20 protein-coding genes are annotated in these 25,506 nt (G+C 44.6%); 6 read left to right on the plus strand and 14 right to left on the minus strand.

The genetic code is table 11. The features are described 5' to 3' along the window. Positions 1-2,430: a phenylalanine--tRNA ligase subunit beta gene (gene pheT / locus POW22_RS07730; protein WP_272832060.1), complete on the minus strand. Its 2,430-nt coding sequence runs from the start codon at positions 2,428-2,430 to the stop codon at positions 1-3. Between the two features lie 166 nt (positions 2,431-2,596). On the opposite strand from pheT, the gene POW22_RS07735 reads away from it, so the two are divergent. Continuing rightward, positions 2,597-3,805, plus strand: coding sequence for a peroxiredoxin family protein (locus tag POW22_RS07735; protein WP_272832061.1), 1,209 nt, complete (start codon positions 2,597-2,599; stop codon positions 3,803-3,805). Positions 3,806-3,904: 99 nt separating this feature from the next. After that, positions 3,905-5,011 carry a DUF2911 domain-containing protein gene (locus POW22_RS07740; protein WP_272832062.1) on the plus strand — a complete coding sequence of 369 codons (1,107 nt, stop codon included), beginning with the start codon at positions 3,905-3,907 and terminating at the stop codon, positions 5,009-5,011. A gap of 61 nt (positions 5,012-5,072) precedes the next feature. On the opposite strand, the gene recG is transcribed toward POW22_RS07740, so the two are convergent. Next, a complete protein-coding gene (gene recG / locus POW22_RS07745; protein WP_272832063.1) occupies positions 5,073-7,178 on the minus strand; it encodes an ATP-dependent DNA helicase RecG in 2,106 nt (701 codons plus the stop codon). 118 nt (positions 7,179-7,296) lie between these two features. Here recG and POW22_RS07750 point away from each other — a divergent pair, with 118 nt between their 5' ends. Further along, positions 7,297-9,354: a M1 family metallopeptidase gene (locus tag POW22_RS07750; protein WP_272832064.1), complete on the plus strand. Its 2,058-nt coding sequence runs from the start codon at positions 7,297-7,299 to the stop codon at positions 9,352-9,354. Here POW22_RS07750 and POW22_RS07755 read toward each other — a convergent pair. Genes POW22_RS07755 through POW22_RS07775 form a run of 5 tightly spaced genes read right to left on the minus strand, consistent with a single transcriptional unit; the run spans position 9,346 to position 14,542 of the window. After that, the gene (locus POW22_RS07755) at positions 9,346-9,867 is read right to left on the minus strand and encodes a DUF7935 family protein (RefSeq protein ID WP_272832065.1); all 522 of its coding nucleotides are present in this window, start codon (positions 9,865-9,867) and stop codon (positions 9,346-9,348) included. The genes POW22_RS07750 and POW22_RS07755 overlap by 9 nt on opposite strands. Before the next feature lie 4 nt (positions 9,868-9,871). Beyond that, a complete protein-coding gene (locus tag POW22_RS07760; RefSeq protein WP_272832066.1) occupies positions 9,872-11,437 on the minus strand; it encodes an FMN-binding glutamate synthase family protein in 1,566 nt (521 codons plus the stop codon). Between the two features lie 4 nt (positions 11,438-11,441). Next, a complete protein-coding gene (locus POW22_RS07765; RefSeq protein WP_272832067.1) occupies positions 11,442-12,713 on the minus strand; it encodes an amidohydrolase in 1,272 nt (423 codons plus the stop codon). Between the two features lies 1 nt (position 12,714). Then, the gene (locus tag POW22_RS07770) at positions 12,715-14,001 is read right to left on the minus strand and encodes an amidohydrolase (protein ID WP_272832068.1); all 1,287 of its coding nucleotides are present in this window, start codon (positions 13,999-14,001) and stop codon (positions 12,715-12,717) included. Between the two features lie 4 nt (positions 14,002-14,005). Then, positions 14,006-14,542 (minus strand): DsrE family protein, encoded by a 537-nt coding sequence (locus POW22_RS07775; RefSeq protein ID WP_272832069.1) that lies wholly within the window; start codon positions 14,540-14,542, stop codon positions 14,006-14,008. Positions 14,543-14,725: 183 nt separating this feature from the next. On the opposite strand from POW22_RS07775, the gene POW22_RS07780 reads away from it, so the two are divergent. Next, the gene (locus POW22_RS07780) at positions 14,726-17,047 is read left to right on the plus strand and encodes an ATP-dependent helicase (RefSeq protein WP_272832070.1); all 2,322 of its coding nucleotides are present in this window, start codon (positions 14,726-14,728) and stop codon (positions 17,045-17,047) included. 17 nt (positions 17,048-17,064) lie between these two features. Here POW22_RS07780 and POW22_RS07785 read toward each other — a convergent pair whose 3' ends face one another. Both POW22_RS07785 and POW22_RS07790 read right to left on the minus strand, forming a co-directional pair. Then, entirely contained in the window at positions 17,065-17,970 is a 906-nt protein-coding gene (locus POW22_RS07785; protein WP_272832071.1) for an alpha/beta hydrolase, read from the minus strand. A 123-nt stretch (positions 17,971-18,093) separates the two neighbouring features. After that, positions 18,094-18,987, minus strand: coding sequence for an alpha/beta hydrolase (locus tag POW22_RS07790; protein WP_272832073.1), 894 nt, complete (start codon positions 18,985-18,987; stop codon positions 18,094-18,096). A gap of 146 nt (positions 18,988-19,133) precedes the next feature. Between POW22_RS07790 and POW22_RS07795 the strand changes: the two genes are divergently transcribed. Then, positions 19,134-19,751: an L-threonylcarbamoyladenylate synthase gene (locus POW22_RS07795; protein ID WP_272832074.1), complete on the plus strand. Its 618-nt coding sequence runs from the start codon at positions 19,134-19,136 to the stop codon at positions 19,749-19,751. Here POW22_RS07795 and POW22_RS07800 read toward each other — a convergent pair. The 5 genes from POW22_RS07800 to POW22_RS07820 form a co-directional block, all read right to left on the minus strand. Beyond that, the gene (locus tag POW22_RS07800; RefSeq protein WP_272832075.1) at positions 19,748-21,166 is read right to left on the minus strand and encodes an MBOAT family O-acyltransferase; all 1,419 of its coding nucleotides are present in this window, start codon (positions 21,164-21,166) and stop codon (positions 19,748-19,750) included. The two genes, POW22_RS07795 and POW22_RS07800, sit on opposite strands and share 4 nt — an antisense overlap. Before the next feature lie 6 nt (positions 21,167-21,172). Next, complete coding sequence (locus POW22_RS07805; RefSeq protein ID WP_272832076.1) at positions 21,173-22,210, minus strand: hypothetical protein; 1,038 nt, start codon at positions 22,208-22,210, stop codon at positions 21,173-21,175. A gap of 146 nt (positions 22,211-22,356) precedes the next feature. Further along, entirely contained in the window at positions 22,357-22,869 is a 513-nt protein-coding gene (locus POW22_RS07810; RefSeq protein WP_272832078.1) for a lipocalin family protein, read from the minus strand. Next, positions 22,866-23,336 (minus strand): DinB family protein, encoded by a 471-nt coding sequence (locus tag POW22_RS07815; RefSeq protein WP_272832079.1) that lies wholly within the window; start codon positions 23,334-23,336, stop codon positions 22,866-22,868. The genes POW22_RS07810 and POW22_RS07815 overlap by 4 nt, the downstream gene beginning before the upstream one ends. A 3-nt stretch (positions 23,337-23,339) precedes the next feature. Next, positions 23,340-23,813, minus strand: coding sequence for a Dps family protein (locus POW22_RS07820; protein WP_272832080.1), 474 nt, complete (start codon positions 23,811-23,813; stop codon positions 23,340-23,342). A 162-nt stretch (positions 23,814-23,975) separates the two neighbouring features. Between POW22_RS07820 and POW22_RS07825 the strand changes: the two genes are divergently transcribed. Further along, positions 23,976-25,490 (plus strand): NADP-dependent isocitrate dehydrogenase, encoded by a 1,515-nt coding sequence (locus POW22_RS07825; RefSeq protein WP_272832081.1) that lies wholly within the window; start codon positions 23,976-23,978, stop codon positions 25,488-25,490. Positions 25,491-25,506: the final 16 nt, after the last annotated feature.

The raw sequence follows: 25,506 nt of genomic DNA on the forward strand, positions 1-25,506 counted from the left end.
TTAGCGCAGCTGAGCTTCAAACTTAGTTTCGAAAGCTTGTTGCAAACGCCCCATGATCTTGTCGATCTGCTTATCTGTTAAGGTCTTGTTCTCATCAGCCAAAGTAAAACTCAAGGCATAAGACTTCTTTCCTTTTGGTAATGACATCCCGGTATACACATCAAAGAGTTGCACTTCTTTTAGCAATTTGCGTTCTGTAGCGAAAGCCGCAGCGTGAAGCGCTTCAAAACTCACACCTTCATCCAATAACAAAGCGAAATCACGCTTTACTGCAGGATACTTGGAAATCGCTTTAAAAAGGATCTCTCCAGTAGACAAGGCCGCTAAAACTGCGTCCCAATTAAAATCAGCATAGAAAACTGGGCTGCTAACAGCGAAGTGTCCGGTGATCTTTGGATGCACCACCCCAAGGGCTACCAATTCTGTGTCACCCATTTTTAAGCTGATCCCTTCTGAGAAGATATCTGCAGAATTTGGCTGTTCGGTGTATTTGGTCACTCCTAAACGTTCTAAGATGCCACTAACTACTCCTTTTAAATAAAAGAAGTCAATTTCCGTAGAACCGTTATGCGCCCAGTGGTCCGGATAAACCGTTCCTTCTGCAATCACTGCTAAGTGTTTGTGCTCAATACGGCTGTCACCCTCTTGATGATAGGTCTTGCCAAATTCATAAAGTTTAATACTGCTCGCCTTACGGTTCTTGTTGTAAGCAACAGCCTCAAGCGTGGTGAACAACATGGATTGGCGCAATACAGAAAGGTCGTTGCTCAATGGGTTGAGCATAGCGACATTCTGCTCCTCATCCAAGGTTGCCGTTAGATCGATATAATCAGGCTTGGTCAGGGAGTTGGCCAGCATCTCGTTAAAACCAATAGCGGTGAGCTGATTGGCCGTGATGTTTTGTATGCGGTAATCTTCAATGCGCTTATTCTCTGAGATAGAGGCATTGAGTTTTTTGCCAAAATCAATATTGTTGTAGCCGTAAACGCGCAGCACTTCTTCCACCACATCGGCTTCACGAGTAACGTCATTGCGGTAAGCTGGTATGGTCATCCCAATACCGGTTTCGGTCACATTATTGATCTTAATGTCCAAAGAGGTCAAAATGGATTTGATGGTCTCTCTTGGTATTTCTTGTCCTATCAAGCGCGCTGCGTTGTCCAAGTTTAGCACTACTTGATGGTCTTCTATTTTCTTCGGATAGATATCGATCACATCACTGGTGATCTCTCCGCCTGCTAGTTCTTTGATCAAGATAGCTGCACGCATCAAGGCGTATTCGGTAATGTTCGGGTCAATACCGCGTTCAAAACGGAAGGACGCATCGGTGTTGAGTCCGTGTCGCTTTGCAGTTTTACGGATACTTACTGGATCAAAATAAGCTGATTCTAAGAAGATGGCTGTTGTTTGATCGGTCACTCCGCTTTCCAATCCACCAAAAACCCCAGCAATACACATCGGCTTCTCTGCGTCACAGATCATAAGGTCATCCTCATGCAAACTACGCTCTTCTCCATCTAGGGTAGTGAATTTAGTTCCAGCTTCAAGGGTCTTAACTTCAACTACACCTCCTTGGATCTTGGCCACATCAAAAGCGTGCAGCGGTTGTCCAAGATCGTGCAGTACATAATTCGTAATGTCTACCACATTATTCTTTGGTGTAAGCCCAATGGCCTTTAAACGGTTTTGCAACCACTGTGGAGAGGGGGCTACTTGCAAACCACTAATGGTTACCCCACAGTAGCGCGGCGCCAGTTCGTTATTGTCAACTTTAATGTCAATCTTGTTGGAACGATTGTCCACTCTAAAGTTGGTGTTAGAAGGAGTTATGAGTTCAATGTTGATCTCTTGTTGTAACAGTCCGGCACGTAGGTCACGAGCGGTTCCCCAGTGACTCATAGCGTCTGCTCGGTTCGGCGTAAGACCAATTTCAAACACATGGTCGATCTCAACGTCAACTACGGTATTCATTGGGGTTCCAGGAATAAGCTCCTCATCTAGAACCATAATTCCATCGTGAGAATCTCCCAGGCCGAGTTCGTCTTCTGCACAGATCATTCCCATACTTACCTCGCCACGGATCTTTCCTTTTTTGATCTTCCAAGGTTTTCCTTCAGCGTCATAAAGGGTGGTACCTACAGTAGCTACAGGGACTTTTTGACCTTTATCTACGTTTGGCGCACCACAGACAATCTGTACAGGCTCGTCTGCGCCGATATCCACTTTAGTGAGTTTGAGTCGGTCTGCATTTGGGTGCTGGTCACATTCCAAAACGTGTCCAACCACAACTCCTTCCAGGCCTCCTGGAACGGATTCAAAACGGTCAATGCCTTCAATCTCAAGTCCGAGATCTGTGAGTAAAGCTCCTGTTTTTTCAGGATCCCAATCAATATTGATAAACTGTTTAAGCCAGTTGTAAGATATCTTCATGCCCCTTAGCGCTGTTTAAGCTGCAAAGATAGCATTTACCCATTGAAGTCATAACGATTTGAAGCTTTGCTGTGTATTTTTTGTATTAATCTGATGGCTGACTTTAGTTCGTTGAAATTTGTAAGTACTTTTACATCTTTCGACCAATTGCTAAAATTTCAACATCATGCGTTTTTTGCTTCCCCTTTTTTGTGCCTTGATCCTTGTGGCTTGCAGCGATTCTGAACCTCAGATAAAACCAGGGGATTGGCGGGCTACTTTAGCTTTAGAGGATGAGGTTTTGCTACCTTTCAACCTTGAATTTAAGGCAGATGGCACCGCGGTTATTCGCAATGCAGAGGAGCGCATTACCATTACGGATATAAGTCTGCGTGGCGATACGGTGACCCTTGCACATCCTGTTTTTGCAGGTGTTTTTGAAGGTCTTTTAAAAGAGGATTTGATCGAGGGAGATTTTGTAATTGCCAATATGGACCGATCCATTCCTTTTAAAATGGTCTACGGGGATAGTGAACGTTTTAAAGAAACCAGTCCGGCTACTGCTAATGTATCCGGTACTTGGGAGATCACTTTCATTGAAGACGACTGGAGTACCTATCCTGCACAAGGGGTATTTGAACAAAAGGACGACCGCGTGACGGGAACTATTCGCACAGAGACGGGAGATTACAGGTATTTAGAGGGAGTAGTTGATGGGAGTGACCTCAAACTCTCCACTTTTGATGGTGCGCATTCCTTTTTGTTTACTGCGAAAGTGACCGATACCACACTTAAAGCGGGAACATTTTTTAGCGGTAACCACTACAAAGCAGGGTTCAACGGTAAACTCAATCCGCAATATGAATTGGCTGATCCTGACTCCTTGACCTTTTTAAAACCCGGCTATGACCGTTTTAACTTTGCATTTCCAGATGCCGAAGGGAAGACTTGGACCTTGGATGATCCGCAGTTTAAAGATAAAGTAGTGGTAGTCCAACTCATGGGAACCTGGTGCCCAAATTGCTTGGATGAAACTCAGTACTTTGCAGATTATATCTCAAGAAATCCGAACTCGGAGGTTGAATTTATTGCCTTAGCCATTGATTACTCTAAAACTCCGGAACCAGCATTTAAAGCTATTAATAGACTGAAGCAGCGCATGGGCTTGGAATACCCAATCGTCTTGGCGCAATACGGGTCCAACTCTAAGAGTGAAGCTAGTGAAAAGTTGCCGATGCTCAATGCGGTCCTGAGTTATCCAACCACCATCGTCGTAGATAAAAAAGGGGAGGTGCGTAAAATTCACACAGGTTTCAACGGCCCTGCAACTGGAGATAAGTACACGGAATTTGTAACTTCTTTTGAATCTTTTTTAGACGATCTAGTTGCTGAGTAGTAGACCTTAACACTCGTTTGGCTGTTAATTAACAGGTCCCTAACACGCTTGCTTTTGTGATGCCATTACCTTGGTGTCAACTAATTAAACAAAAGCAAAATGTCAAAGATCGTTACCCACCTGGTCATTGGGCTTACCTTGTTGCTTATAGGTTCTGCTCAGGCTCAAATTCAAACTCCAAGGGCCGCCAGTCCGCAAGCATCGCTCAGTCAAACCATAGGACTTACCGAGATTCATGTTGATTATTCTAGACCCAGCGTGCGTGGTCGAGAAATTTACGGAACACCTTTAGCTCATTACGGTTTTCAAAATTTAGGTTTTGGAACTTCAAAGGCAGCACCTTGGCGTGCCGGTGCCAATGAAAACACCAAGATCAGTTTTACTCATGATGTCATAATTGGCGGGGGAGTAGTGCCAGCAGGGACTTATGGCTACTTTATTGCCTTAGAAGAGAACGGCCCGGCCACTATCATTCTTTCGAGCAATTCTAGCGCTTGGGGAAGCTTCTTTTACGATCCGAGTGAAGACATTGCTCAAATCCGCATCACGCCAGAAACTATCGCTCATCAAGAAACCTTAGCCTTTGAGTTTAGTGATATCACTGCAAATTCTACTGTTTTAAGCCTTAAGTGGGAAAAGATGGCCTTTCCGTTAAAGATAGAGGTTCCCGTAGCAGATATAGTATTAGCAGAGGCACGTAAAGCCATGCAGGATCAGCCGGGTTTTAATCGTCAAACTTGGGAACAGGCAGCTGGTTACGCCTTGCAAAACAATACAGATTTAGAAGAAGCCCTCGGGTGGATAGATAACGCTATAGCTGGGAAATTTTACAGTCAAAAGACCTATGCCAACTTGCAGATTAAAGCACAATTGCTAACCGCCTTAGGGCGAGGAGCAGAGGCAGAGGCTATTATGGCAGATGCCTTGGATTTGGCAACGGTCTTGGAAATGCACCAATACGGGCGTCAACTTATTGCGGCAGGGCAAGTAGAGAAGGCCCTGGAGGTCTTTAAACGCAATGCAAAAGAAAATCCAAACACCTGGCCGGTTCATTACGGATTGGCCCGTGGATATTCCGCTCAAGGTGATTACAAGCAAGCTGCTAAACACTTGGAGAAAGCCCTAGCCAATGCGCCTAATGACGCGAGTAGAGGAAGGGTAGCGGCTAATTTGGAAAAGCTTAAAAACAATCAAGACATCAATTAAATCTTTCTTTATATTTCTCGAAAAGCGCCTGTGGGCTTCGGTTTGCAGGCGTTTTTTAATGCTAGGAGATGAAATTCCAAATGTTCCCGTACTTCGCCAATTCAATATAAGTGCGGCGTACCGGCTCATTGAGTGGATGTTCCAAGTTAGGATCGTTCTTAAGCAGTTCCATTGCAAAAGAGCGCGCCATTGCCAAAATATCGCGGTCTCGCACTACATCGGCTATGCGCAAGTTGAGAATTCCACTCTGTTGGGTTCCCATCAAATCTCCAGGGCCGCGAAGTTTTAGATCGACCTCTGCAATTTCAAAACCGTCATTAGTGGCGCACATGGTCTCCAAACGGGTTTTGGCTTCATTGGAAACCTTTTGCCCGGTCATTAAAATACAGAAGGATTGATCGGCACCTCTTCCTACACGTCCACGTAACTGATGGAGTTGTGAAAGTCCAAAGCGTTCAGCACTCTCAATGACCATCACCGAGGCGTTGGGTACATTCACTCCAACTTCAATTACTGTAGTGGCGATCATGATCTGAGTTTCCCCTTTGACAAATCGGTCCATTTCATAATCCTTGTCCGCAGGTTTCATTTTGCCATGGACAATGGAGATCTGAAATTCGGGCATGGGGAATGACCTGGAAATGGACTCATGACCATCCATCAAATCCTTGTAGTCTAAAGCCTCACTTTCTTGTATTAATGGGTACACAATATAGACCTGTCTACCGAGCCTAATTTGGTCCTTTAAAAAGGCAAACATTTTGAGCCTGTTTGCATCACTTCTCAAGACCGTTTTTACGGGCTTTCTTCCAGGGGGTAATTCGTCTATTACAGAGAGGTCCAGATCTCCGTATAAACTCATGGCTAAAGTTCTTGGAATAGGGGTGGCGGTCATCACCAAAATATGAGGAGGCCGCTGATTTTTTTTCCAGAGTTGCGCGCGTTGTGCAACTCCAAAACGGTGCTGCTCATCTATGACAGCAAGCCCTAAATTCTTAAAAACAACCTTCTTTTCTAAGACGGCATGGGTACCAATTAAGAGGTCTAATTCGCCATTTTCAAGCTTTTCATGGATTTCTTTACGTTTTGAAGCTTTGGTTGAACCAGTGAGTAAGTAAACGCTGATATTGAGTTTTTTACACCAGGGAAGTAATCCATTATAGTGTTGGACTGACAAAATTTCAGTCGGCGCCATTAAGCAAGCTTGAAAACCGTTGTCAAGCCCTATTAACATGGACATGAAGGCAACTATGGTCTTTCCGGAGCCTACATCTCCTTGTAATAAGCGATTCATTTGGGCATTGCTGCCCATGTCGTTGCGGATTTCTTTGATCACTCTTTTTTGAGCGTCAGTCAAATCAAAGGGCAAATGGTCTTTAAAAAAAGTGTTGAAATAATCCCCTACCCGATCAAAGGTATAGCCTTTGATTTTTTGTTTGCGCTGATAATTCTTGCGCAAAAGTTGTAATTGGATATAGAATAATTCTTCAAATTTTAGGCGGTATTGAGCCGCCGCTAACACCTGCTGATTCTTTGGAAAATGAACCGCAAAAAGGGCCTGTTTTTTAGTGGGTAATTTAAGGTGTTCTAAAAGGGGTTTTGGAAGGCTTTCTTGGAACTCATTTTTCGCTCCTAAAAAGAGTTGTTCAACCATGTTAATTACAGCTCGATTTGTCACTCCTTTTGCGCTTAATTTTTCCGTGGAAGGATAGACTGCTTGCATCCCAGATCGGAGCTTTTTTTCGTGTTCAGTAAGCAACTCAAGTTCGGGATGTGGCATGGAAAATTGCTGTTGAAATTTATTCACACGTCCAAAAGCGACGTATTTTTTACCGAGCTTTAGTCGCTCTTTCATCCACTTTTGACCTCTGAACCAAACCAGTTTCATGCTCCCGGTTTCATCCTCAAAAGTTGCTTCCAAACGGTTGCCTTTTTTCTGAGAAACCGTTTTTAAATGGGTGAGCATTCCTACAATTTGAACTTCGGCACCGGTATCTTGTAGCTGCCCTATTTTGAAATACTGAGTTCGGTCAATGTACTTTCTTGGGAAAAGATGAAGCAGATCTTGATAGGTGTGAATCCCCAATTCAGAACGCAAGGCATCGGCCCGATTGGGTCCAACACCCTTCAAGTAAGCAATAGGAGTCTGTAGGTAACTCGCGTTCATTATTTAAAAATAATTGATTCCGCAGCCATGGCCTACCATTGTTAAAAAGTTCATGGGATTGTTAATGTTTACTTTGTGCTACCACTATAATTGCCGCTTTTCATGTAATTTGCAGCCTATGCGTCAAGTAATCCATTTTACATTTATACTGCTAGCGTTAAACTGTTTAGGGCAAAATCAACCCGAGATTGACTTTATTAAAGCTGAGGCTGTAATAACTCCAGATTTTGAACAACAAAAGATTCATGGTGCGGCTCGCTACGAACTGCTTGTGATCAAAGACACAGATTCCATTTTCTTAGACGCTCATATTGACGAGTTAGTAACGCTATTTACTTCAAAGGGGGTTACTTATTCAGAGGACGAAAACAAAATTTGGATCAAAGGAGACTTCAACGCAGGTGAATCATTCAGTTTTACCGTTAATTACAAGGTAATACCTAAACAAACCCTCTATTTTTTTGAAAATCAACTCTGGACCCAAGGCCAAGGAAAGTATACCAGTTACTGGCTGCCCAGTCTTGATGATATGACCGATAAGATCGAATTTGATCTATCAATAACAGCTCCCACGGATTACGTTGCAATATCCAATGGTCGATTGACTGATAAAGAGGCGGTAGAAGAACTTGCTCACTGGCACTTTGATATGGAAGAGCCTATGTCTAGTTATTTGGTGATGATCGCTGTTGGAAAGTATGACAAGCAAGAACTGCGCTCCAGTTCTGGAGTGCCTTTGGAGAATTACTATTTCAAAGGCGACAAAGCCTACGTAGAGCCTACTTATCGCTACACCAAAGAGATCTTTGACTTTTTTGAAAGGAAGATCGGTGTGCCTTATCCTTGGCAGAATTACAAGCAAGTTCCCGTACGTGATTTTCTCTATGCAGGAATGGAGAACACTACAGCAACGGTGTTTTCCTCTGCTTTTGTGGTGGATAGTATTGGTTTTAATGATAAGAATTATGTTAATGTAAACGCGCATGAGTTGGCCCATCAATGGTTTGGCAACTACGTCACAGAGGTCTCTGCTGCAGATCACTGGCTGCATGAAGGCTTTGCCAGCTATCATGCGCTATTGGCGGAACGCGAACTTTTTGGTGACGATTATTATTACTGGAAACTCTTTAACACGGCAGAACAACTGCGCAGTCGTAGCGATAATGGAAAAGGGGAGGCCTTGTCCAATCCCAAGGCGAGCTCGCTTACCTTTTATGAGAAAGGTACTTGGGCTTTAATTGCGTTGGACGAGTTGTTAGGCAGCTTTGATTTTGATCGGGTCATTAAGACCTATTTGGAACGATTCGCTTTTGATAATGCTACTTTGGATGACTTCTTTGCCGTAGTTACAGAGGTGACCGGAAAAGACATGACCGAGTTCCGAAAGCAGTGGATTGATCAAACTTCCTTTAAATCTGCCTGGGCGTTGGATTATTTGACGCAGTCAGAATTTATCACGGCTTATCTCTCCTTAGAAGCTTTGCGTACTCAAGATCTATCCGCCAAACAAAGGCAACTCGCTGCTGCTTTAAACAGTGAGAACGAATACTTAGGGCAGGAGGCGGTCTTCCAACTCTCCGGAGAACCAATGAACCTCAGCTTGCCTTTATATACAGCAGCTTTGGCCGATGAGCATGTGTTGGTTCGTCAGGCTGTGGCGCAGAGTTTGGACAATATTCCACTGGCTATTAAAGGAGATTTTGAAGCTTTGCTGACGGATGATTCCTATGTAACCCAAGAGCTAGCGCTCTATCGTTTGTGGAGTAGTTTTCCGCAGGATAGAGCGAAGTATTTAGACCGAATGACCTCCGCCCTAGGCTTTAAAGAGAAAAATGTGAGACAACTGTGGCTCACTTTAGCAATAGTCACACCGGATTACAACGAGGGGCAAAAGCGTGATTATATCCGAGAGTTGATGGATTACGCCTCAGACACCTATAGTTTTGAGGTCCGGGAATTGGCGCTCAATTATTTATCGGAGATTCAGATCATCAACGAGCAGGTGCTAAAATCTATGATCAATGCTTGTGTGCACCCCAACTGGAGGTTTCGCAATCAGGCCCGCGAGCTCCTAAAGCGACAATTGGACAACCCAATCGCGCTTCAATCCATTCAATCCTTTAGATCGGACTTACCCCAAAAGGAGCAAGACTACTTGCAGCGGGTGTTAGAATAATTCAGAAACCTCTTTTCTGATGTAGGCCAAGGCCTTCTGAGACGGAGTTACATCGTCCATAAAATTGGTCAATAAATACTGACGCAAATTGTCTGGAGAGCTGTCTTTCTCATGCATCACCCCTTGGCGAATCACGTGAATGGTCGCGTTTTTAGCGGCATTGATCAAATTCCAGCATTCCTGAGAGACATAGATCTGCTGGGAGATATTGTGATCAAATTCCTGCTCAATATTGCGGATCAACAGGCTTTCGTAGTTCTCTAGGCTGTTTCCAGCAGGTTTAACACGTGTTAAAAGACGATTCGGGTCTATGCGCTCTAAGAACAAAGTAAGGCGCTCATAGGCTTGCAAGCGCAAAGGAATGGTGTTCTTCTGTGCTTCTTGCTGAATGAGGTAGCGTCTGCGACCTTCTTCATTGGCCGTATGACCTTTAAAAAAGTAATAGGCAACGATCCCAACCAAAATGGCGGGGAGTAAGTAGGCAACATAACCTAAGACCTGTTCAATTTCCATAGTTTTAATTTGATGTTTGGTAGCTTCCTCCCAAATGTATGCAATCTTTTAAAGACTGCATCCCTTCAAAAGGAACGGGCTGTTTGATGTATTTAAAGGTGGATCGCATGTCTAGCGATAAATTCTTGTCGTCCATATTGAGTTCTACGTCTTCCATGGTAAACTGGCAGGGATGCTCATAACCAGAAGCATGGGTGATCTCAATGAGTTCTTTTCTAAAGGTTTTAAAGTATTGATCCAGTCGATCTGATTTTAAAGGAACGTCAATACCGCGCTGCAACCATTTAGACTGCGTAGCAACGCCACTCGGGCAGCGGTTGGTATGACAGATCTGCGCTTGAATACACCCAATACTCATCATGGCTTCACGGGCTACATTGATCACATCTACGCCCATAGAAAAGGCCATTGCTGCCTTTGCAGGAAAACCTAGCTTTCCGCTACCGACAAAAACAATACGCTCGGTGAGCCCCGCAGTTTGGAAGAGTTTGTAGAGGTCTGCAAAACCGTAGATCCACGGCAGAGAAACGTGGTCTGCAAAACTGGGTGGTGCTGCCCCGGTACCACCTTCACCACCATCAATGGTAATGAAATCTGGTCCTGTGCCGCGCTCCTTCATCTCACGAGCGAGCTCTTTCCATTGATCTAACTTACCAATGGCGGCCTTGATACCTACCGGTAGCCCCGTGTTTTTAGCAATATCCTCTACAAAATCCAACAATTCAGGAACGGTTGAAAAAGCAGAGTGGGTAGGAGGAGAGAGTACGTCTTTTCCAATTTCAACCCCACGGATCTCCGAGATCTCTTTGGTAATCTTTTTCCCAGGAAGTACACCGCCTTTTCCGGGCTTCGCTCCTTGAGATAATTTTACTTCAATAGCTCTAACGTGTGGGTTGTCTGCAACCAACTGCTTCATTTTCTCCATAGAGAAGGTCCCGTCTGGATTGCGAACGCCAAAGTAACCCGTCCCGAAGTGGAAGACCACGTCTGCCCCTTTGCAATGGTAAGGTGAGAGTCCTCCTTCTCCTGTATTGTGATAAGCGTGTGCTTTGTGCGCTCCTATGTTGAGCGATTCCACGGCTTTTGCCGATAAGGAACCAAAACTCATCGCGCTAATGTTGATAACTGACCCGGGGCGGAATGGGCGTTTTCGTTTGTTGTAAGCTCCCATTACTTTGGCGCAAGGCAGGAAGCTTTTGTCAGTTTTATTAGGATGATCTTTTCCAATTTTATACGGAATCATCGCATTGTTGATGAACAAATGCTGATAGGCGTAAATGTCTCTATCGGTTCCGAAGCCTTCATAATTATTCTCCTTTTTAGCCGAGGCGTAGATCCAACCGCGTTCAATACGGTTAAACGGAAGTTCTTCCCTGTTGTTAGCGACCAGATACTGCCTCAGTTCAGGACCGATGCTTTCCAGCATATACCGAACATGTCCTATTACCGGGAAGTTGTGACTGATGGTGTGCTTGCGTTGCAAAACATCGCGTAAGGCAATCAAACCTAAAACGATCAAAAGCCACGCCCACCAGGGGATTCCACCTAAAAATTCTAAAAAGGCCTCCATGAATTTAGTTGTTCAAATAGTCCATACTGAGTTGAATAAAGGCTTTGACGCCTAAAAGCATTCCAGATTCGTCGATTTTAAAATCTGGAGTGTGATGCGGATAGGCTTGTTGTCCACCAGGAGCTTTTCCACCTAAAAAGAAATACAATCCAGGCACCTCTTGCGCAAAGAAGGAGAAATCTTCTGCTCCAGTGACGGCTTTGGTTTCAATGACATTTGCAGCTCCTGCAGCCTCTTGCAAGGAAGGGAGCATTTGTGCTGTTAACGCGGGATCGTTATAAGTGATCGGATATCCTGTGGCGATCTCAATGCTGGCTTCTGCGCGATAGGCTGCGGCAATTGCTGGGACCATTTCTTCCATGCGCTTGTTGATATAAGCCTGCATGCCTTTGTCTAAGGTTCTCAGTGTTCCAACAATTTGAACTTCTTCTGGAATGATATTACTGCGTACACCTCCCGTGATCTTTCCAATGGAGAGTACTGCCGCTTCTTGAGTCAAGGGAGATTCTCTGGAGATGATGGTTTGTAGCCCATCAATGATCTTCACCGCTGCCATTATTGGGTCCACACCACCCCAAGGCTGCGAACCGTGGGTTTGCTTTCCTTTTACGGTGATCTCAAAACTCTGGGAGGCCGCCATGATCCCACCAGGCTTATAGGAAATTAAGCCCACAGGTTGTTGAGAGGAAATGTGCAGACCAAAGATCGCGTCTACATCAGGATTCTTTAAAACTCCCTCTTTTACCATGAGTTCAGCACCGCCTTCTTCTCCAGGAGGTGCGCCTTCTTCAGCAGGTTGAAAGATAAACTTGATGGTCCCTTTAAAGTCGTTGTTCTTCGCAAAGATCTCCGCAACGCCCATTAATATGGCTATGTGCGTATCGTGCCCACAAGCGTGCATTACGCCGGTTTCCACCCCTCGAAAGGTAGTAGTCACTGTACTTTTAAAATCGAGGTCATTACGTTCTGTAACCGGAAGCGCGTCAATATCTGCACGTAGTGCCAATACCTTGCCCGGTCTGTTGCCTTTAAGGATTCCAACCACTCCAGTAAGGGCAATGTCGGTTTGAACTTCCATCCCTAAGGATTTGAGGTGTTCTGCAATTTTCTTTGCCGTGTTGTACTCTCTATTGGAGAGCTCTGGGTTTTGGTGGAAATAACGGCGCCATTCGATCACTTTGCTTTCAATGGCTGCAATGTCGGCATCCATATTGGCTTGCGAATAGCTTGTAAAAACGCTCGTTAAAGCGATTAAAGATAAAATTAGACTACGCATATTAGGGTGTGTTTAGATAATCAATGGTTAACTGTAAAAAGGCCTTGACGCCCAAAAGCAGGCCGGAATCGTCGATTTTAAAATCGGGAGTGTGGTGCGGAAAAGCTTCCGTATTCCCTGGAGTCATTCCGCCTAAGAAGAAATAAAATCCGGGAACCTCTTCTTGATAAAAAGAAAAGTCTTCTCCACCCGTGGTGGCTTTGACTAATTCAACCTGATCTGCTCCAGCAACGGCTTGCAGACTCGGTATCACTTGATTGGTCAACTCCAGATCGTTAAAGGTAATGGAGGTGAAATTTTCAAATTCAATGCTGGCAGTGCCGCCATAAGCTTTGGCAATGGTCTCGGTCATTTCTGTCATTCTGCGAATGATCAATTCCTTCATCGCAGGGTCTAAGGTTCGCACCGTCCCGATCATCTCTGCAGATTCTGGGATAATATTAAAACGAACTCCTGAGGTGATCTTACCCACAGAAATCACGGCCGCTTCATCTATCAGGCGTGATTCTCGACTGATGATACTCTGATACCCATCAATGATCTTGGCTGCAATATAAATAGGGTCTACACCGCTCCAAGGTTGCGAACCGTGGGTTTGTTTTCCATTTACTTTTACTACAAATCGCTCTACAGCGGCCATGGTGCCTCCAGGTTTATAGCGAATGGTTCCTACTGGAGTTGACGAGTTGATGTGCAATCCAAAGATCGCATCCACATCTGGGTTCTTCAATACGCCTTCTTTTATTAGGAGTTTGGCTCCGCCTTCTTCTCCGGGTGGTGGACCTTCTTCTGCGGGTTGGAAGATAAACTTCACCGTCCCTTTAATGAGGTCTTTATTTTTTGCCAAGACTTCAGCTACTCCCATCAAGATGGCCGTATGAGTATCGTGGCCGCAGGCGTGCATCACACCAGTTTCTGTACCTAAAAAAGTGGTGGTGACGGTACTTTTAAAAGAGAGGTCATTGCGTTCAGTGACAGGAAGTGCGTCTATATCTGCTCTCAATGCGATCACTTTGCCCGGTTGTCCGCCTTTGAGGATTCCAATGACTCCAGTTTTACCTACTTCCGTCTGCACCTCAAGACCTAAAGATTTTAGGTGAGCGGCTATTTTAGCGGCCGTCTTGAATTCGCGGTTGCTCAGTTCCGGATTTTGATGGATTTCTCGACGCCATTGGATGACTTGAGATTCGATAGCATCGGCATCGAGCATCAGTTTTTTGTTGACTTCTTGTGCTTGGGCTAGCGCTGCAACGCCCATTGTCATGAGCAGCAAGTAGAATTTTCGCATGAGATTAATTGAAATTGATAATGGTATAGCCGTCTTGTTGTAATTGGATCATGGCCGTCATGGTGGACAGTGCCATTTGAACTCCGGGAATCCGGCGATCTTCCGTTAGGTTTCTATGGCCCGCAGTTTGTCCGCAGAGAATGATATCCACATCTGCAGCCTGTAAAGCCTGGATGAGTTCTAGATTGGGGTTGTCCACCCCAAATTTCTCCTTGTAGAGATCGTTCTTTAATAAACTATAGCTTGCATTGCCATGGAAAACCGCAGCCACCTGAAGTTGATTTTCAGGTTTTCCAGCTCCTACGTGCATATTGATAAAACGGGCTACTGTATTGATATAACCGCTGAGCTGCTCAGGATCTTCTGGAGCTGCGCTCAGATCAAAAAGCACTTTAAAGGTTTGTGTGGTATCTAAGGGAATATCGAGCTTGGGGACCTCATAGGTGCTTCCAAACTCAGAGATAACGACGCCTTTGATGCGTGCGGTCTGTGCATTGGCAAATGAGATTCCGAAAAGTAATAGTGCTAAAAGCGGTTTCATTTGATGTATTAGGATGCTTAAATATACGGATATCTACGAACTCCTAAAAAGGAAGCAAAGCCAGAAGAAACCTCTGAATAAATACTGCGGTTATGTTTATAAATATTGAATTGGCCGGTATGGAAATTGTCTTGAATTGCCTATTTTCACATTCCTAAATTTAGGACTTCCAAAGCGAGAATTTTGCAAGACTTTTTAAACGAATTGAACGATGCGCAGCGCGCTCCAGTGCTGCAGAAGGATGGAGCTATGATCGTGATTGCGGGCGCTGGGTCTGGAAAGACGCGTGTGCTTACTTTTCGCATTGCATACCTCATGCAACAAGGGGTGGATCCCTTCAATATTTTGGCCCTGACCTTTACCAATAAAGCAGCTCGTGAAATGAAATCGCGTATCGCTAAGATTGTCGGTGCTAGCGAGGCCAAGAATCTGTGGATGGGAACCTTTCACTCCATCTTTGCGAAGATCCTGCGTTTTGAAGCCGATAAGCTCGGATACCCGTCCAATTTCACCATTTACGATACACAAGACTCTCAGAGTGTGATCCGAAGCATCATCAAAGAGATGCAGCTGGACAAAGACGTTTATAAATACAAGCAGGTCTATAACCGCATCAGCAGCTATAAGAACAGCTTGATCACGGTAAAGGCCTATTTTCAGAATCCAGAACTGCAGGAAGCAGATGCCATGGCTAAAATGCCGCGCTTGGGAGAGATCTATAAAGCCTATGTGGACAAATGCTTTAAGGCAGGCGCCATGGACTTTGACGATCTGCTTTTACGCACCAATGAGCTCTTGACGCGCTTCCCAGAGGTCTTGGCAAAGTATCAAGATAGATTCCGATACATTTTGGTGGATGAGTACCAAGATACCAACCACAGCCAGTATTTGATCGTTAGAGCCTTGTCTGATCGTTTTCAAAACATTTGTGTGGTAGGAGATGACGCCCAAAGTATTTACGCCTTTCGAGGAGCCAACATCAACAATATCTTAAACTTCCAAAAGGATTATGAGGATGTAAAGGTGTATCGTTTGGAGCAAAACTATCGTTCCACAAAAAATATAGTAGAGGCCGCCAACAGTATCATTGACAAGAACAAGACCAAGCTGGAAAAAACAGTTTGGACGGCCAATGAAGACGGCCCAAAGATCATGGTGAATCGCACCATGACCGATGGGGACGAAGGGCGCTTTGTGGCCAGTTCCATCTTTGAGCAAAAAATGCAGCATCAGTTGGCCAACAGAGATTTCGCCATCCTGTACCGAACCAACGCACAATCTCGGGCTATGGAAGACGCTTTGCGTAAAAAGGACATTCCCTATCGTATTTACGGCGGATTGAGCTTCTATCAGCGCAAGGAGATCAAAGATGTGCTGGCGTATTTGCGTTTGATCCTAAACCCTAAAGACGAAGAATCCCTTAAGCGGGTGATCAATTATCCGGCACGGGGAATTGGACAGACCACCATAGACCGCTTGATCGTTGCGGCCAATCACTACAACCGTTCAGTTTTTGAAGTGATGGAGCATATTGAGAAGCTGGAGTTAAAGATCCATCGTGGAACGCAACAGAAGTTGTTGGACTTCTGCACGATGATCAGAAGTTTCCAAGTTTTGAATGAGTCGTATGACGCATTCCAGATCACCGAACACGTGACCAAAAAGACGGGATTGGTCCAAGAACTTAAAAAAGACGGAACTCCAGAGGGCATTGCCCGCATAGAGAACGTAGAGGAATTGCTCAACGGTATTCGGGACTTTGTAGAGGAACAAAAAGAGCTGGCAGATGCTACCGGAGCTTTGAGTGAATTTATGGAAGATGTGGCCCTCGCTACAGATCTGGATCAGGACAACAGCAATGAAGACCGCGTGTCTTTAATGACGGTTCACCTGGCAAAAGGCCTTGAATTTCCGTATGTCTATATCGTTGGAATGGAGGAGGAGTTGTTCCCTTCTGGAATGAGCATGAATACTCGTGCAGAACTGGAGGAAGAGCGCAGACTCTTTTATGTGGCCGTAACCCGTGCTGAAAAGCAGGCTTATTTGACCTATACCCAATCGCGCTATCGTTGGGGAAAACTCATCGATGCAGAACCGAGTCGATTTATAGAAGAGATCGATGATCAATACTTGGAGTATTTGACACCGATCACGGAGCATCGTTTTAAACCGCTTATCGATGCGGATATTTTTGGGGAAGTTGATAAAAGCAAGCTCCGCCTGAGAAAACCTACTGCAGGGGCACCGCCCAAAGGTCCAACCCAGCAGCAACTGGAAAAGCTACGCAAATTGAAGCCTGTGAGTCGAGCCAGCTCGAACCCCGGAACTCATCTCAGCGATTCCGAGGTTCAAGTGGGTTCTTTAGTGGAACATATTAAGTTTGGTAAAGGTGAAGTCCTTAAACTCGAAGGAGTAGGAGGCGACACCAAGGCTGAGATTCGATTTGAACACGGAGGACTTAAAAAGCTCTTGCTTCGTTTTGCAAAGCTCAAGCTTCTCTCTTAAGTCTCCTGATTAAGTTTTTATTTTAGGTAAAGGCTGATCCCTTTTTGGATCTGGTTAAATACCTCATTCCATTGAGCTTCTGACCAAACATTGGAATGACCAGCATCAAATTCTAGCAAGTGACTCTCCACTCCAGCATGCTGCAAAGCATCTAGATAGTTCAAGCCATTGCTCATAGGTACTTTTTTATCGTCTTGTCCGTAGATCAACAATCTAGGAGAGGTAAAGATGTTGATGTTGTGAATAGGACTAAGGGTTTCAAGCGGATTGGTTCCGTACGCCTCAGGATCAACCAATAGGTCAAAAAGAAGCTCAAAATTATCTGCTCGATTCAGGTAAGGATCTGTAAAATCTGTTGGGCCAGCAAGGCTGGTTACGAACTTCACCCGATCATCAGTATCAAAAACACTGTCATACATTAAACCAAGGTGGCCACCAGAACTGCGTCCGATGATTCCAAATTCTGGCATAACGTCAAAACTGTTTGAAAGGGCAGTAACGTGATCGATCACTTTACCAATATCTAAGAATTGCGTAGGGAATGCAAAGTTGTCTGCGCTGGCTAGGGTGTAATTCATATTTACAATAGCCACGTTTGGCATGCGCTCCAACATGGAAGAAACCATGCCGTTTAAGTTCAGTTTATCTCCGTGCATCCAGCTACCACCATGCAATAAGATCAATACTTTGGTCTTGCGCTGGTCTCTGTTGACCGGTAAATAAATGTCATAACGTTGGTGCTCTCCATCACCATAACTGATGTCGCTAAACATTACAGAGCGGCCCATATAGGTCGCAGAATTTTCTAGGTCAGCGATACTGATTTCCTCAAAGCCTCTAAAGCTTGAGTTGATGGGTGAGAACCCGGTTAAAAGTAAAAGTGCGGTAAGAACATACAGGATTGGGGTTTTGTAATTAAACATATGTAGGTTCTTTAGATTAGGTTGATCTAAAATAGAACTATTCCTACATAAATACGTTTAAATGCATATTAAATCGTTGAAATACATAAAATATTAACATTTAAACAAAAATGCGTTAAAATGTTACGGATTAACCGGAAGGTGTTCCTGTATGTATGCTATCAACTGTTGTTGAAGATTCTCGTAATTCTCTGGACTCCAGTCATCTCCATGACCTCCGTCGTAAATTGTGAAACTATGCGATATACTGGCATCAGCCAAAGCAGCCTCTAAATTGGTTCCATTACTTATAGGAACCAATGGGTCTTCATTACCATAGAACATGATGGTTGGTGCGCTGTTGGCGTTCACTTGAAACACCGGAGAGGTGGCCACAGCGTAATCGGTGTCGGCAGCATAAGCCGATTCATCTACTAAGAAATCAAAGAGTATTTGGTATTCTGGGTTTTCACTGTAGAAGGGATCGGTAAAATCTGTTGGGCCTACAATACTGCAAACCATCTTGACCCAGTCCTCATCGTCATAGACATAGTCCATCATTAAAGATAAGTGGGCTCCTGCGCTTGTGCCAATCAAGGCGAACTCTGGTACTATTTGCAGTTCATTGGCTTGCGCCTTGATCTGTGCTAGAGCTGCTTTAACATCTAAGAATTGATTCGGGAATGCCGGATTCTCTAGATCTGCCAATTTATAGTTTAGATTGACAATCGCGTATTGCGGCAGTTCTTCTTGGATCAAATCTATAAAAGGAGTCATGTCTGCTTTGTCTCCAGATACCCAGCCGCCTCCATGCACTAAGACGATAACCTTGGTTGTCTGGGCTGTTCTTCCTGCTGGTAGATATAGATCGTAGCGCTGCAAAGGATCTGCCCCGTAAGGTACTTCTAAGGCTACGGAAGCTTCTAAGGGAACCTCTGCAGCAACTTCGTCATCTGTTGTTGGGTTGTTGGTTTGTTCATCTGACGAACATGCCCACAGCAGCAGCAGCGTTAATATGAATGGTATGTAGTTTTTCAAGCGCATTTTTTCTAAAATCGACTCGATCTAAAATCAAACCGTTTAATAAAAGACGCCCGATTTATGATTTTATTACACTTTTATTAAGATTTTTTTTAGTTGGCTGCTGATTTTTTTTACTGTAACTTTAATTCAACACTATTGTCATGGCCACTTTTTTAAAGATATACCCAGAAAATCCGAACCCTAAACAGGTTGCTCAGGCGGTAGAAATTATTCGCCAAGGAGGCTTAGTGATCTATCCTTCAGATACGGTTTATGCCTTGGGATGTGACATTAATAATAAATCAGCTTTAGAAAAAGTAGCGCGTATTAAAGGCGTGAAACTGGAAAAGGCCAATTTTTCCTTTGTGTGTAGGGACCTTTCTCACCTGTCTGATTTTGTTAAGCAGATAGACACCAGTACGTTCAAATTGCTCAAACGCGCCTTGCCAGGACCCTATACCTTTATATTACCCGCTGGAAATAATTTGCCATCCGCCTTTAAGAAAAAGAAAGAGGTCGGTATTCGGGTACCTGATAATTCCATAGCTCAAGCCCTTATTGAGCAACTCGGTAATCCCATCATTTCAACCTCTATTCGTGACGAAGATGAGATCATTGAATACACCACAGATCCGGAACTCATCTATGAAAAATGGCAAGATCAAGTAGATCTGGTCATCGATGGTGGCTACGGAGGTAATGTGGCTAGTACCATTATAGACTTAACTTCTGGCGAGCCGGAGCTCATCCGTGAGGGTAAGGGAAGTCTAGAGATCTAGAATTGAAAGTAAATAAACTGTTCGCCAGTTCCTTGAGCGATGCAGATCAGAAATACCATCACGGCCCAAAACACACCTAAAACCAATGGGTTCTGTTTCTGAGCTACGTCTTTTACGCTCGTGTTTCTCATGATCCAATGACAAATAAATAGCCCTAAAATGATTATACCCACTTTAAAGATCTCAAAGTAATTGAGCAGTTCTTTTCCATCAGTATCCATAAAGAACATGGAGCCTAGGAGCTGTTTTGCCGTACTGAATTCTCGCGCTCTAAAGAACACCCAACTTATATTGACTAAGAAATAGGTGAGTAGTGCTAGCGCAATACCCGTCACTGTACCAATCTTAATGGATATGAATTTCTTGAAGATACGTTCAAGGACCAAATACAACCCGTGCAGTGCTCCCCAGATCACAAAGGTCCACGCAGCCCCGTGCCATAAACCTCCTAAAAGCATGGTGAGCATTAACGCAACATACATGCGTGTAATTCCGTGTCTATTGCCGCCGAGTGGGATATACAAATAGTCTCTAAGCCAACTGGAAAGTGAAATGTGCCAGCGCCTCCACAGGTCTGAGAACCCAATTGAGGCGTAGGGATATCTAAAGTTATCGGGCAGGATGATTCCCAACATCAAAGCAATACCTATAGCACAGGTGGAATAACCCGCAAAGTCAAAGAAGATCTGTCCAGAGAAAGCGAGCGTACCCGCCCAGGCATCAATGGTGGTCAAGACTTCTTTTTGTTCAAATACGTAATCAGCGGTACCCGAGAGCAAGCTGTCTGCCAAGACCACTTTTTGGAACAGGCCTAAGGTCAATAAAAATCCTCCCCAATAAAACTGTTCTGCTGTGGCGCGCTTTTCCTCATAGAATTGAGTGATCAAGTTCTTCGCCCGGACGATAGGTCCTGCCACCAACTGCGGGAAAAAGGTCACGTAGAGCGCAAAATCTAAAAAGGTTCGGGCAGGTTCAATCTCTCTCTTGTACACATCTATGGTATAAGACATGGTTTGGAAGGTGTAAAAGGATATACCCATGGGCAGAATGATGTCCATAGGCTGGGCTTGAAATTCCATTCCCAACACATTGACTAAGCTCACAAAGTTCTCTAAAAGGAAATCTCCGTATTTGAAGAAGGCCAGAAAACCAAGGTTTACGCACAGACTCAGCATCAACCAGGCTTTCCGCCTACCGGCTGACATATCGGGTTTAAAAAGTTGTTTCGCAGCAGTCCAATCCACAACGGTGGAGATCCACAAGAGGATCACCAAAGGCGGATTCCAGAAGCCGTAAAAGACATAGCTGGCCAAAAGCAACATGCGCTTTTTGTTGGTCCAGTTTAAAATGTTCGAATAATACAAGGCCAATACCACAGCCAGAAACACAAAGAAGGTCAATGAGTTGAATAACATAGCTGTTTATTTATTGGTTTGTAATACGCCGTCCGCGATCATTTGATCTACCAGGGCCGCGGTAAATCTATCGGCGTCTGGACCACTCAAATGAGACCATTCCGGGCAGTCAAATCCACTGAGTCCCGGATAGTCTTCAAAGTGATAAGCAGGTGCTTTGGTTTTGATGACCAATGAATCCCAAGCAATGGTTCTGGGTAAGCGTTCGTTCTCTTTTGCCCTAATTGGCCCCGTTGAAGGCGATCTTAGGAGGATGATTCTCCCACCGCGAGCAGTGAATTTCTCGAGATCTTGTAAAAAGAAGTTTGTCGTTCCATTGATATCCGGCGGTCGCGAAGATTCACCACCCATAATGGCCATCCAAAAGTTCTTTATGGTTCTAGCGTTGGCGGTATCCGTAGCACAAAGCTGGGTCATGCGCAGGTTTCTGTCGGCTTCAATATCTCCAAAGTTCCCCGTAGTTGGGAAGCTGTCAATAGCACGAGTTCCCCAGGTTTGGCGGTCTACAATGGCCTTAAGATCAACACTGTCATCACCGCTGTCTTCCTCCGCAGAGATGAAATAAAACGACTTTTGAAGCGGCATGGACAACCAATGATTGCTGCGTTGGGCATAAGTTCTGTTGTGGTAATGATCCACCCGTGATTGCGGCCACTCCCAAGGCATGGCTTGAGGGAATGTCGTTGAGAAGAACAAGCCTGGAGAAACACCGACCAGTATAGTGCCACTGAAATCCGTGTTGTTCACCAAGTCGTGGAATACAGGAAGTGGGGAGGAGCCAACATTGGCTAACTGCAGCGGTCTGCGTCCTACTTTTTGCTCCCAGACGTCTAGTTGAACATTGAACAGCACTCTGGAAGAGCCTGTGAGAATGACATCGTCTTTAGTGAGGTCTTGAACTCTGTGGCGTTGTACTGCCCACAGATGCTGATTATCGTCAATCACCATGACACTTTTCATGGTGCTTCTGAGGTATATCTCCCAGGCCGCAAGAAAGATCAAGGCCAAAGAAATAGCCAGAAGAAATGATTTCTTCAAATTCATAATTGGATGGTTAGTCTATACTGCTAAACAACTTAAAGCATGATCATTTTGAAATGTCAAAGTTTGGGGGAACATCTGGCAGTTGCCAGATATGAGTGAGTTTGGTTAGTTAGCGATTTAAATATACTAAAAATCAGCAACTTGCATTAGCGGTTGTGAAAATCTCGATCCTCAACCTTTGTTCCCTCAGGTACCAGATAGTCTACGATCGTTCGCTCTTTATTTCCAAACTGGGTATGCTTGTAAGAAATTACTAAAGAGTCTTTATTAAGGGTAAGAATTCTGAAGTATTTATAGTCTTCTTCAACCCCCATGAGTTCGGGTAATTGCGCGCTTTCCCATTTTACAAAACTGCCGTTGTCATTTTGAAAGGCTTTCCAGTGTCCTTCAAGGGTAGGGCCACAACTGCTGCTAATTCCGTTGTTATCCCTAAAGATGCTATCGCGTTTGTAAGTAATTCTGTAGCGCAGAAAACAGTCGCCCATATTCATGCGGTGTCCGCCGTTGTAACGACTGGCCAGCATCCAAGTTTTGGCAGAATCTCCAGCGATAAGTGTGTCCGCGTTAGCGGGCAGGCTAAGTTTCACCGGGCCTTCATCCCCGCAACTCAGCAGCGCTAAACCTAAAAGAAACAGCGTGAAAAGACGGGTCAATCTCATTGAGAAAGCATCTTTTTGAGCATGACGATCTGCCCCAAATGATAATGGGTATGCTCTACCAAACCAGAAAAGTTGCGGTAGTAGGTTCCGTATTTAGGATCGACAAAATCTGCACCCAATTTTTCATCGGGGAAATTTTCCATAAGCGCAGCTAGGGTTTCTCCTTGCTTCAAAGAGTTTTGTATCATGGCCTGCCATTCGGCTTCGGTATTCAATGGTGGATGATCAAAGCTCAAGGCGTCCTTCCCGTTGAGTGGCCCACCGCTCATCACCGGAATTACTACTTCATAGAAGTAATTGATATGAAACACCAAGGTGGCTATGGTGTTGTACCCATCCTTCTTTTTAAGGGCCAGGACGAGGTCAACATCATCTAAAGTGTCTTTGATATTCACTGCGGTCCAATTACCACCCGTATGCACTTGACGTATTTGGTTGGCCAGATTTTTAGCGATAGGATTCTCCACGATCTATTGATTTAAGTAGGCCGAATACATCCAAACCAATTTTTCCTGTTCGCGGATATAATCGCTCATTAGTGCATTGGTCCCCTCATCTTCTGAATCACCTGACATGCTCAATAGTTCACGTTCTAGTGGAAGCAATACCTCGTATCCCGCCAGTACAGCTTTGAGCGCCTCAGCTCCGTCTGAAACATTTTTTGCCTCTGGAATTTTAGCCACAGCAAGAAAATCTGTGTAGGTGTGCAGGGGAGCAAAGCCCAGCGTTAGGATGCGTTCTGCGATCTCATCGATCTTGATGAGTGAATCGTTGTAGAGCTCTTCAAATTTTAGATGTAATTCAAAGAACTTATCGCCTTTAATGTTCCAATGAAACCCACGAGAGTTCATGTAAAAGACTTGATAGTTGGCCAGTAGCTCGTTGAGTTTATTGGCGGTTTCTTTTGATGCGGCTCTGTTTAAGCCAATACGCGTGGTGTTCATGGTCTTTTGATTTATTGACTCTAAGATACTTCAATTTTTGAGATGTCTGAAGACTATTGGTAAGTCGAATAAACATAACTTATATTAATCCTTTTCATAAAAAACATAAATAAAAATAAATGAAATACATTTCTCAACTTTGCATAAATCAAATAAACAGCTATGCAAAATCAATTGCTAAAACAAGACAGTATTAAACCACAAACAGGCACGCGTACCCGTGTGGCCGTTGCTAAAGGAGACGGAATTGGCCCTGAGATCATGGATGCCACCCTAAAGATCATGGAAGCTGCCGGAGCCCAGATCGATGTGGATTTCATTGAGATCGGAGAGCAGCAGTACTTGTCTGGAAATACTTCTGGAATTTCCCCTCAGGCTTGGGAAGCTATTAAAAACAACAAAATTATCCTGAAGGCACCTATCACCACGCCTCAGGGCAAAGGCTACAAAAGTTTAAACGTGACTTTGAGAAAGTCCTTAGGCCTTTTTGCTAATGTGCGCCCAGTGACTGCCTTACACCCTTATATCCATACGCCTTATCCAGAGATGGATGTGGTGATCATTCGTGAGAATGAAGAAGACCTTTATGCAGGAATAGAGCACCAGCAAACAGAAGATGTTGTGCAGTGTTTAAAGTTGATCACGCGTCCAGGTTGTGAGCGAATCGTTCGCTATGCATTTGAGTATGCGAAAGCCTATGGACGCAAGAAGGTGACCTGTATGGTCAAAGACAACATTATGAAATTGACGGATGGTTTGTTCCACCGTGTGTTTAAAGAGATCGCTGCGGAGTATCCGCAGATTGAAAGCAATTCGCAGATCATTGATATCGGATCTGCACGTTTGGCGGCGCGTCCGGAGCAATATGATGTTATTGTGACGGCCAACCTCTACGGAGATATCATTTCTGATATTGCTGCAGAGATCGCTGGTTCTGTTGGAATGGCGGGATCTGCTAACGTTGGGACCGAAGTGGCCATGTTTGAAGCCATCCACGGTTCTGCACCAGATATCGCAGGGAAGAAAATTGCTAACCCATCGGGCTTGATCAACGGTGCGGTGCTCATGCTCGCGCACCTCGGTCAAACCGAAGTGGCTGATAACATCAAGAATGCGCTTTTTGCTACAATTGAAGCGGGAATTCACACTGCAGACATCTACAACGAAGGAACTTCAGAGCAATTGGTAAACACTAGTGAATTTGCTGAAGCTGTGATCGCGCGATTGGGAGAGACGCCGAAGAATTTAAAAGTGAGTAAACTATCTGAAGGAGCTGGAACCATTCAGATTCCGGAGTACGTGCGTCAATCTCGAAAGAAGGAATTGGTCGGCGTTGATGTTTTCATCGATTGGAAAGGGGAGGACCCTAACCAGATCGGAGATGCTCTGGCGGCCATTGATGCTTTCAAGCTCAAATTAAAAATGATCACCAACCGTGGGGTTAAGGTATACCCTAAAGGGTTGAAAGAGACTTATAAAACTGATCACTGGAGATGTCGTTTTGTGGCTATGGATGCTACGACCGCAAGCGCAGCTCCGGTGTATCAACCGGTAGACTATGAGCAAGTGGTAGCGCTCTTGTCTAAACTGCACGCCCAAGGTTTTGATGTTATCAAAACAGAGAACCTATATGAATTCGATGGTACACGCGGATTCTCACTAGGTCAGGGAGAGTAGTGTTTCATTTCCACAG

Origin of the sequence: Gilvibacter sediminis, from assembly GCF_028561565.1 — a bacterium.
GTDB lineage: Bacteria > Bacteroidota > Bacteroidia > Flavobacteriales > Flavobacteriaceae > Gilvibacter > Gilvibacter sediminis.

Coding starts and splice junctions, on each gene's coding strand:
- pheT (WP_272832060.1), bottom strand. CDS start 2,430: ATGAAGATATCTTACAACTGGCTTAAACAGTTTATCAATATTGATTGG.
- POW22_RS07735 (WP_272832061.1), top strand. CDS start 2,597: ATGCGTTTTTTGCTTCCCCTTTTTTGTGCCTTGATCCTTGTGGCTTGC.
- POW22_RS07740 (WP_272832062.1), top strand. CDS start 3,905: ATGTCAAAGATCGTTACCCACCTGGTCATTGGGCTTACCTTGTTGCTT.
- recG (WP_272832063.1), bottom strand. CDS start 7,178: ATGAACGCGAGTTACCTACAGACTCCTATTGCTTACTTGAAGGGTGTT.
- POW22_RS07750 (WP_272832064.1), top strand. CDS start 7,297: ATGCGTCAAGTAATCCATTTTACATTTATACTGCTAGCGTTAAACTGT.
- POW22_RS07755 (WP_272832065.1), bottom strand. CDS start 9,867: ATGGAAATTGAACAGGTCTTAGGTTATGTTGCCTACTTACTCCCCGCC.
- POW22_RS07760 (WP_272832066.1), bottom strand. CDS start 11,437: ATGGAGGCCTTTTTAGAATTTTTAGGTGGAATCCCCTGGTGGGCGTGG.
- POW22_RS07765 (WP_272832067.1), bottom strand. CDS start 12,713: ATGCGTAGTCTAATTTTATCTTTAATCGCTTTAACGAGCGTTTTTACA.
- POW22_RS07770 (WP_272832068.1), bottom strand. CDS start 14,001: ATGCGAAAATTCTACTTGCTGCTCATGACAATGGGCGTTGCAGCGCTA.
- POW22_RS07775 (WP_272832069.1), bottom strand. CDS start 14,542: ATGAAACCGCTTTTAGCACTATTACTTTTCGGAATCTCATTTGCCAAT.
- POW22_RS07785 (WP_272832071.1), bottom strand. CDS start 17,970: ATGTTTAATTACAAAACCCCAATCCTGTATGTTCTTACCGCACTTTTA.
- POW22_RS07795 (WP_272832074.1), top strand. CDS start 19,134: ATGGCCACTTTTTTAAAGATATACCCAGAAAATCCGAACCCTAAACAG.
- POW22_RS07800 (WP_272832075.1), bottom strand. CDS start 21,166: ATGTTATTCAACTCATTGACCTTCTTTGTGTTTCTGGCTGTGGTATTG.
- POW22_RS07805 (WP_272832076.1), bottom strand. CDS start 22,210: ATGAATTTGAAGAAATCATTTCTTCTGGCTATTTCTTTGGCCTTGATC.
- POW22_RS07810 (WP_272832078.1), bottom strand. CDS start 22,869: ATGAGATTGACCCGTCTTTTCACGCTGTTTCTTTTAGGTTTAGCGCTG.
- POW22_RS07820 (WP_272832080.1), bottom strand. CDS start 23,813: ATGAACACCACGCGTATTGGCTTAAACAGAGCCGCATCAAAAGAAACC.
- POW22_RS07825 (WP_272832081.1), top strand. CDS start 23,976: ATGCAAAATCAATTGCTAAAACAAGACAGTATTAAACCACAAACAGGC.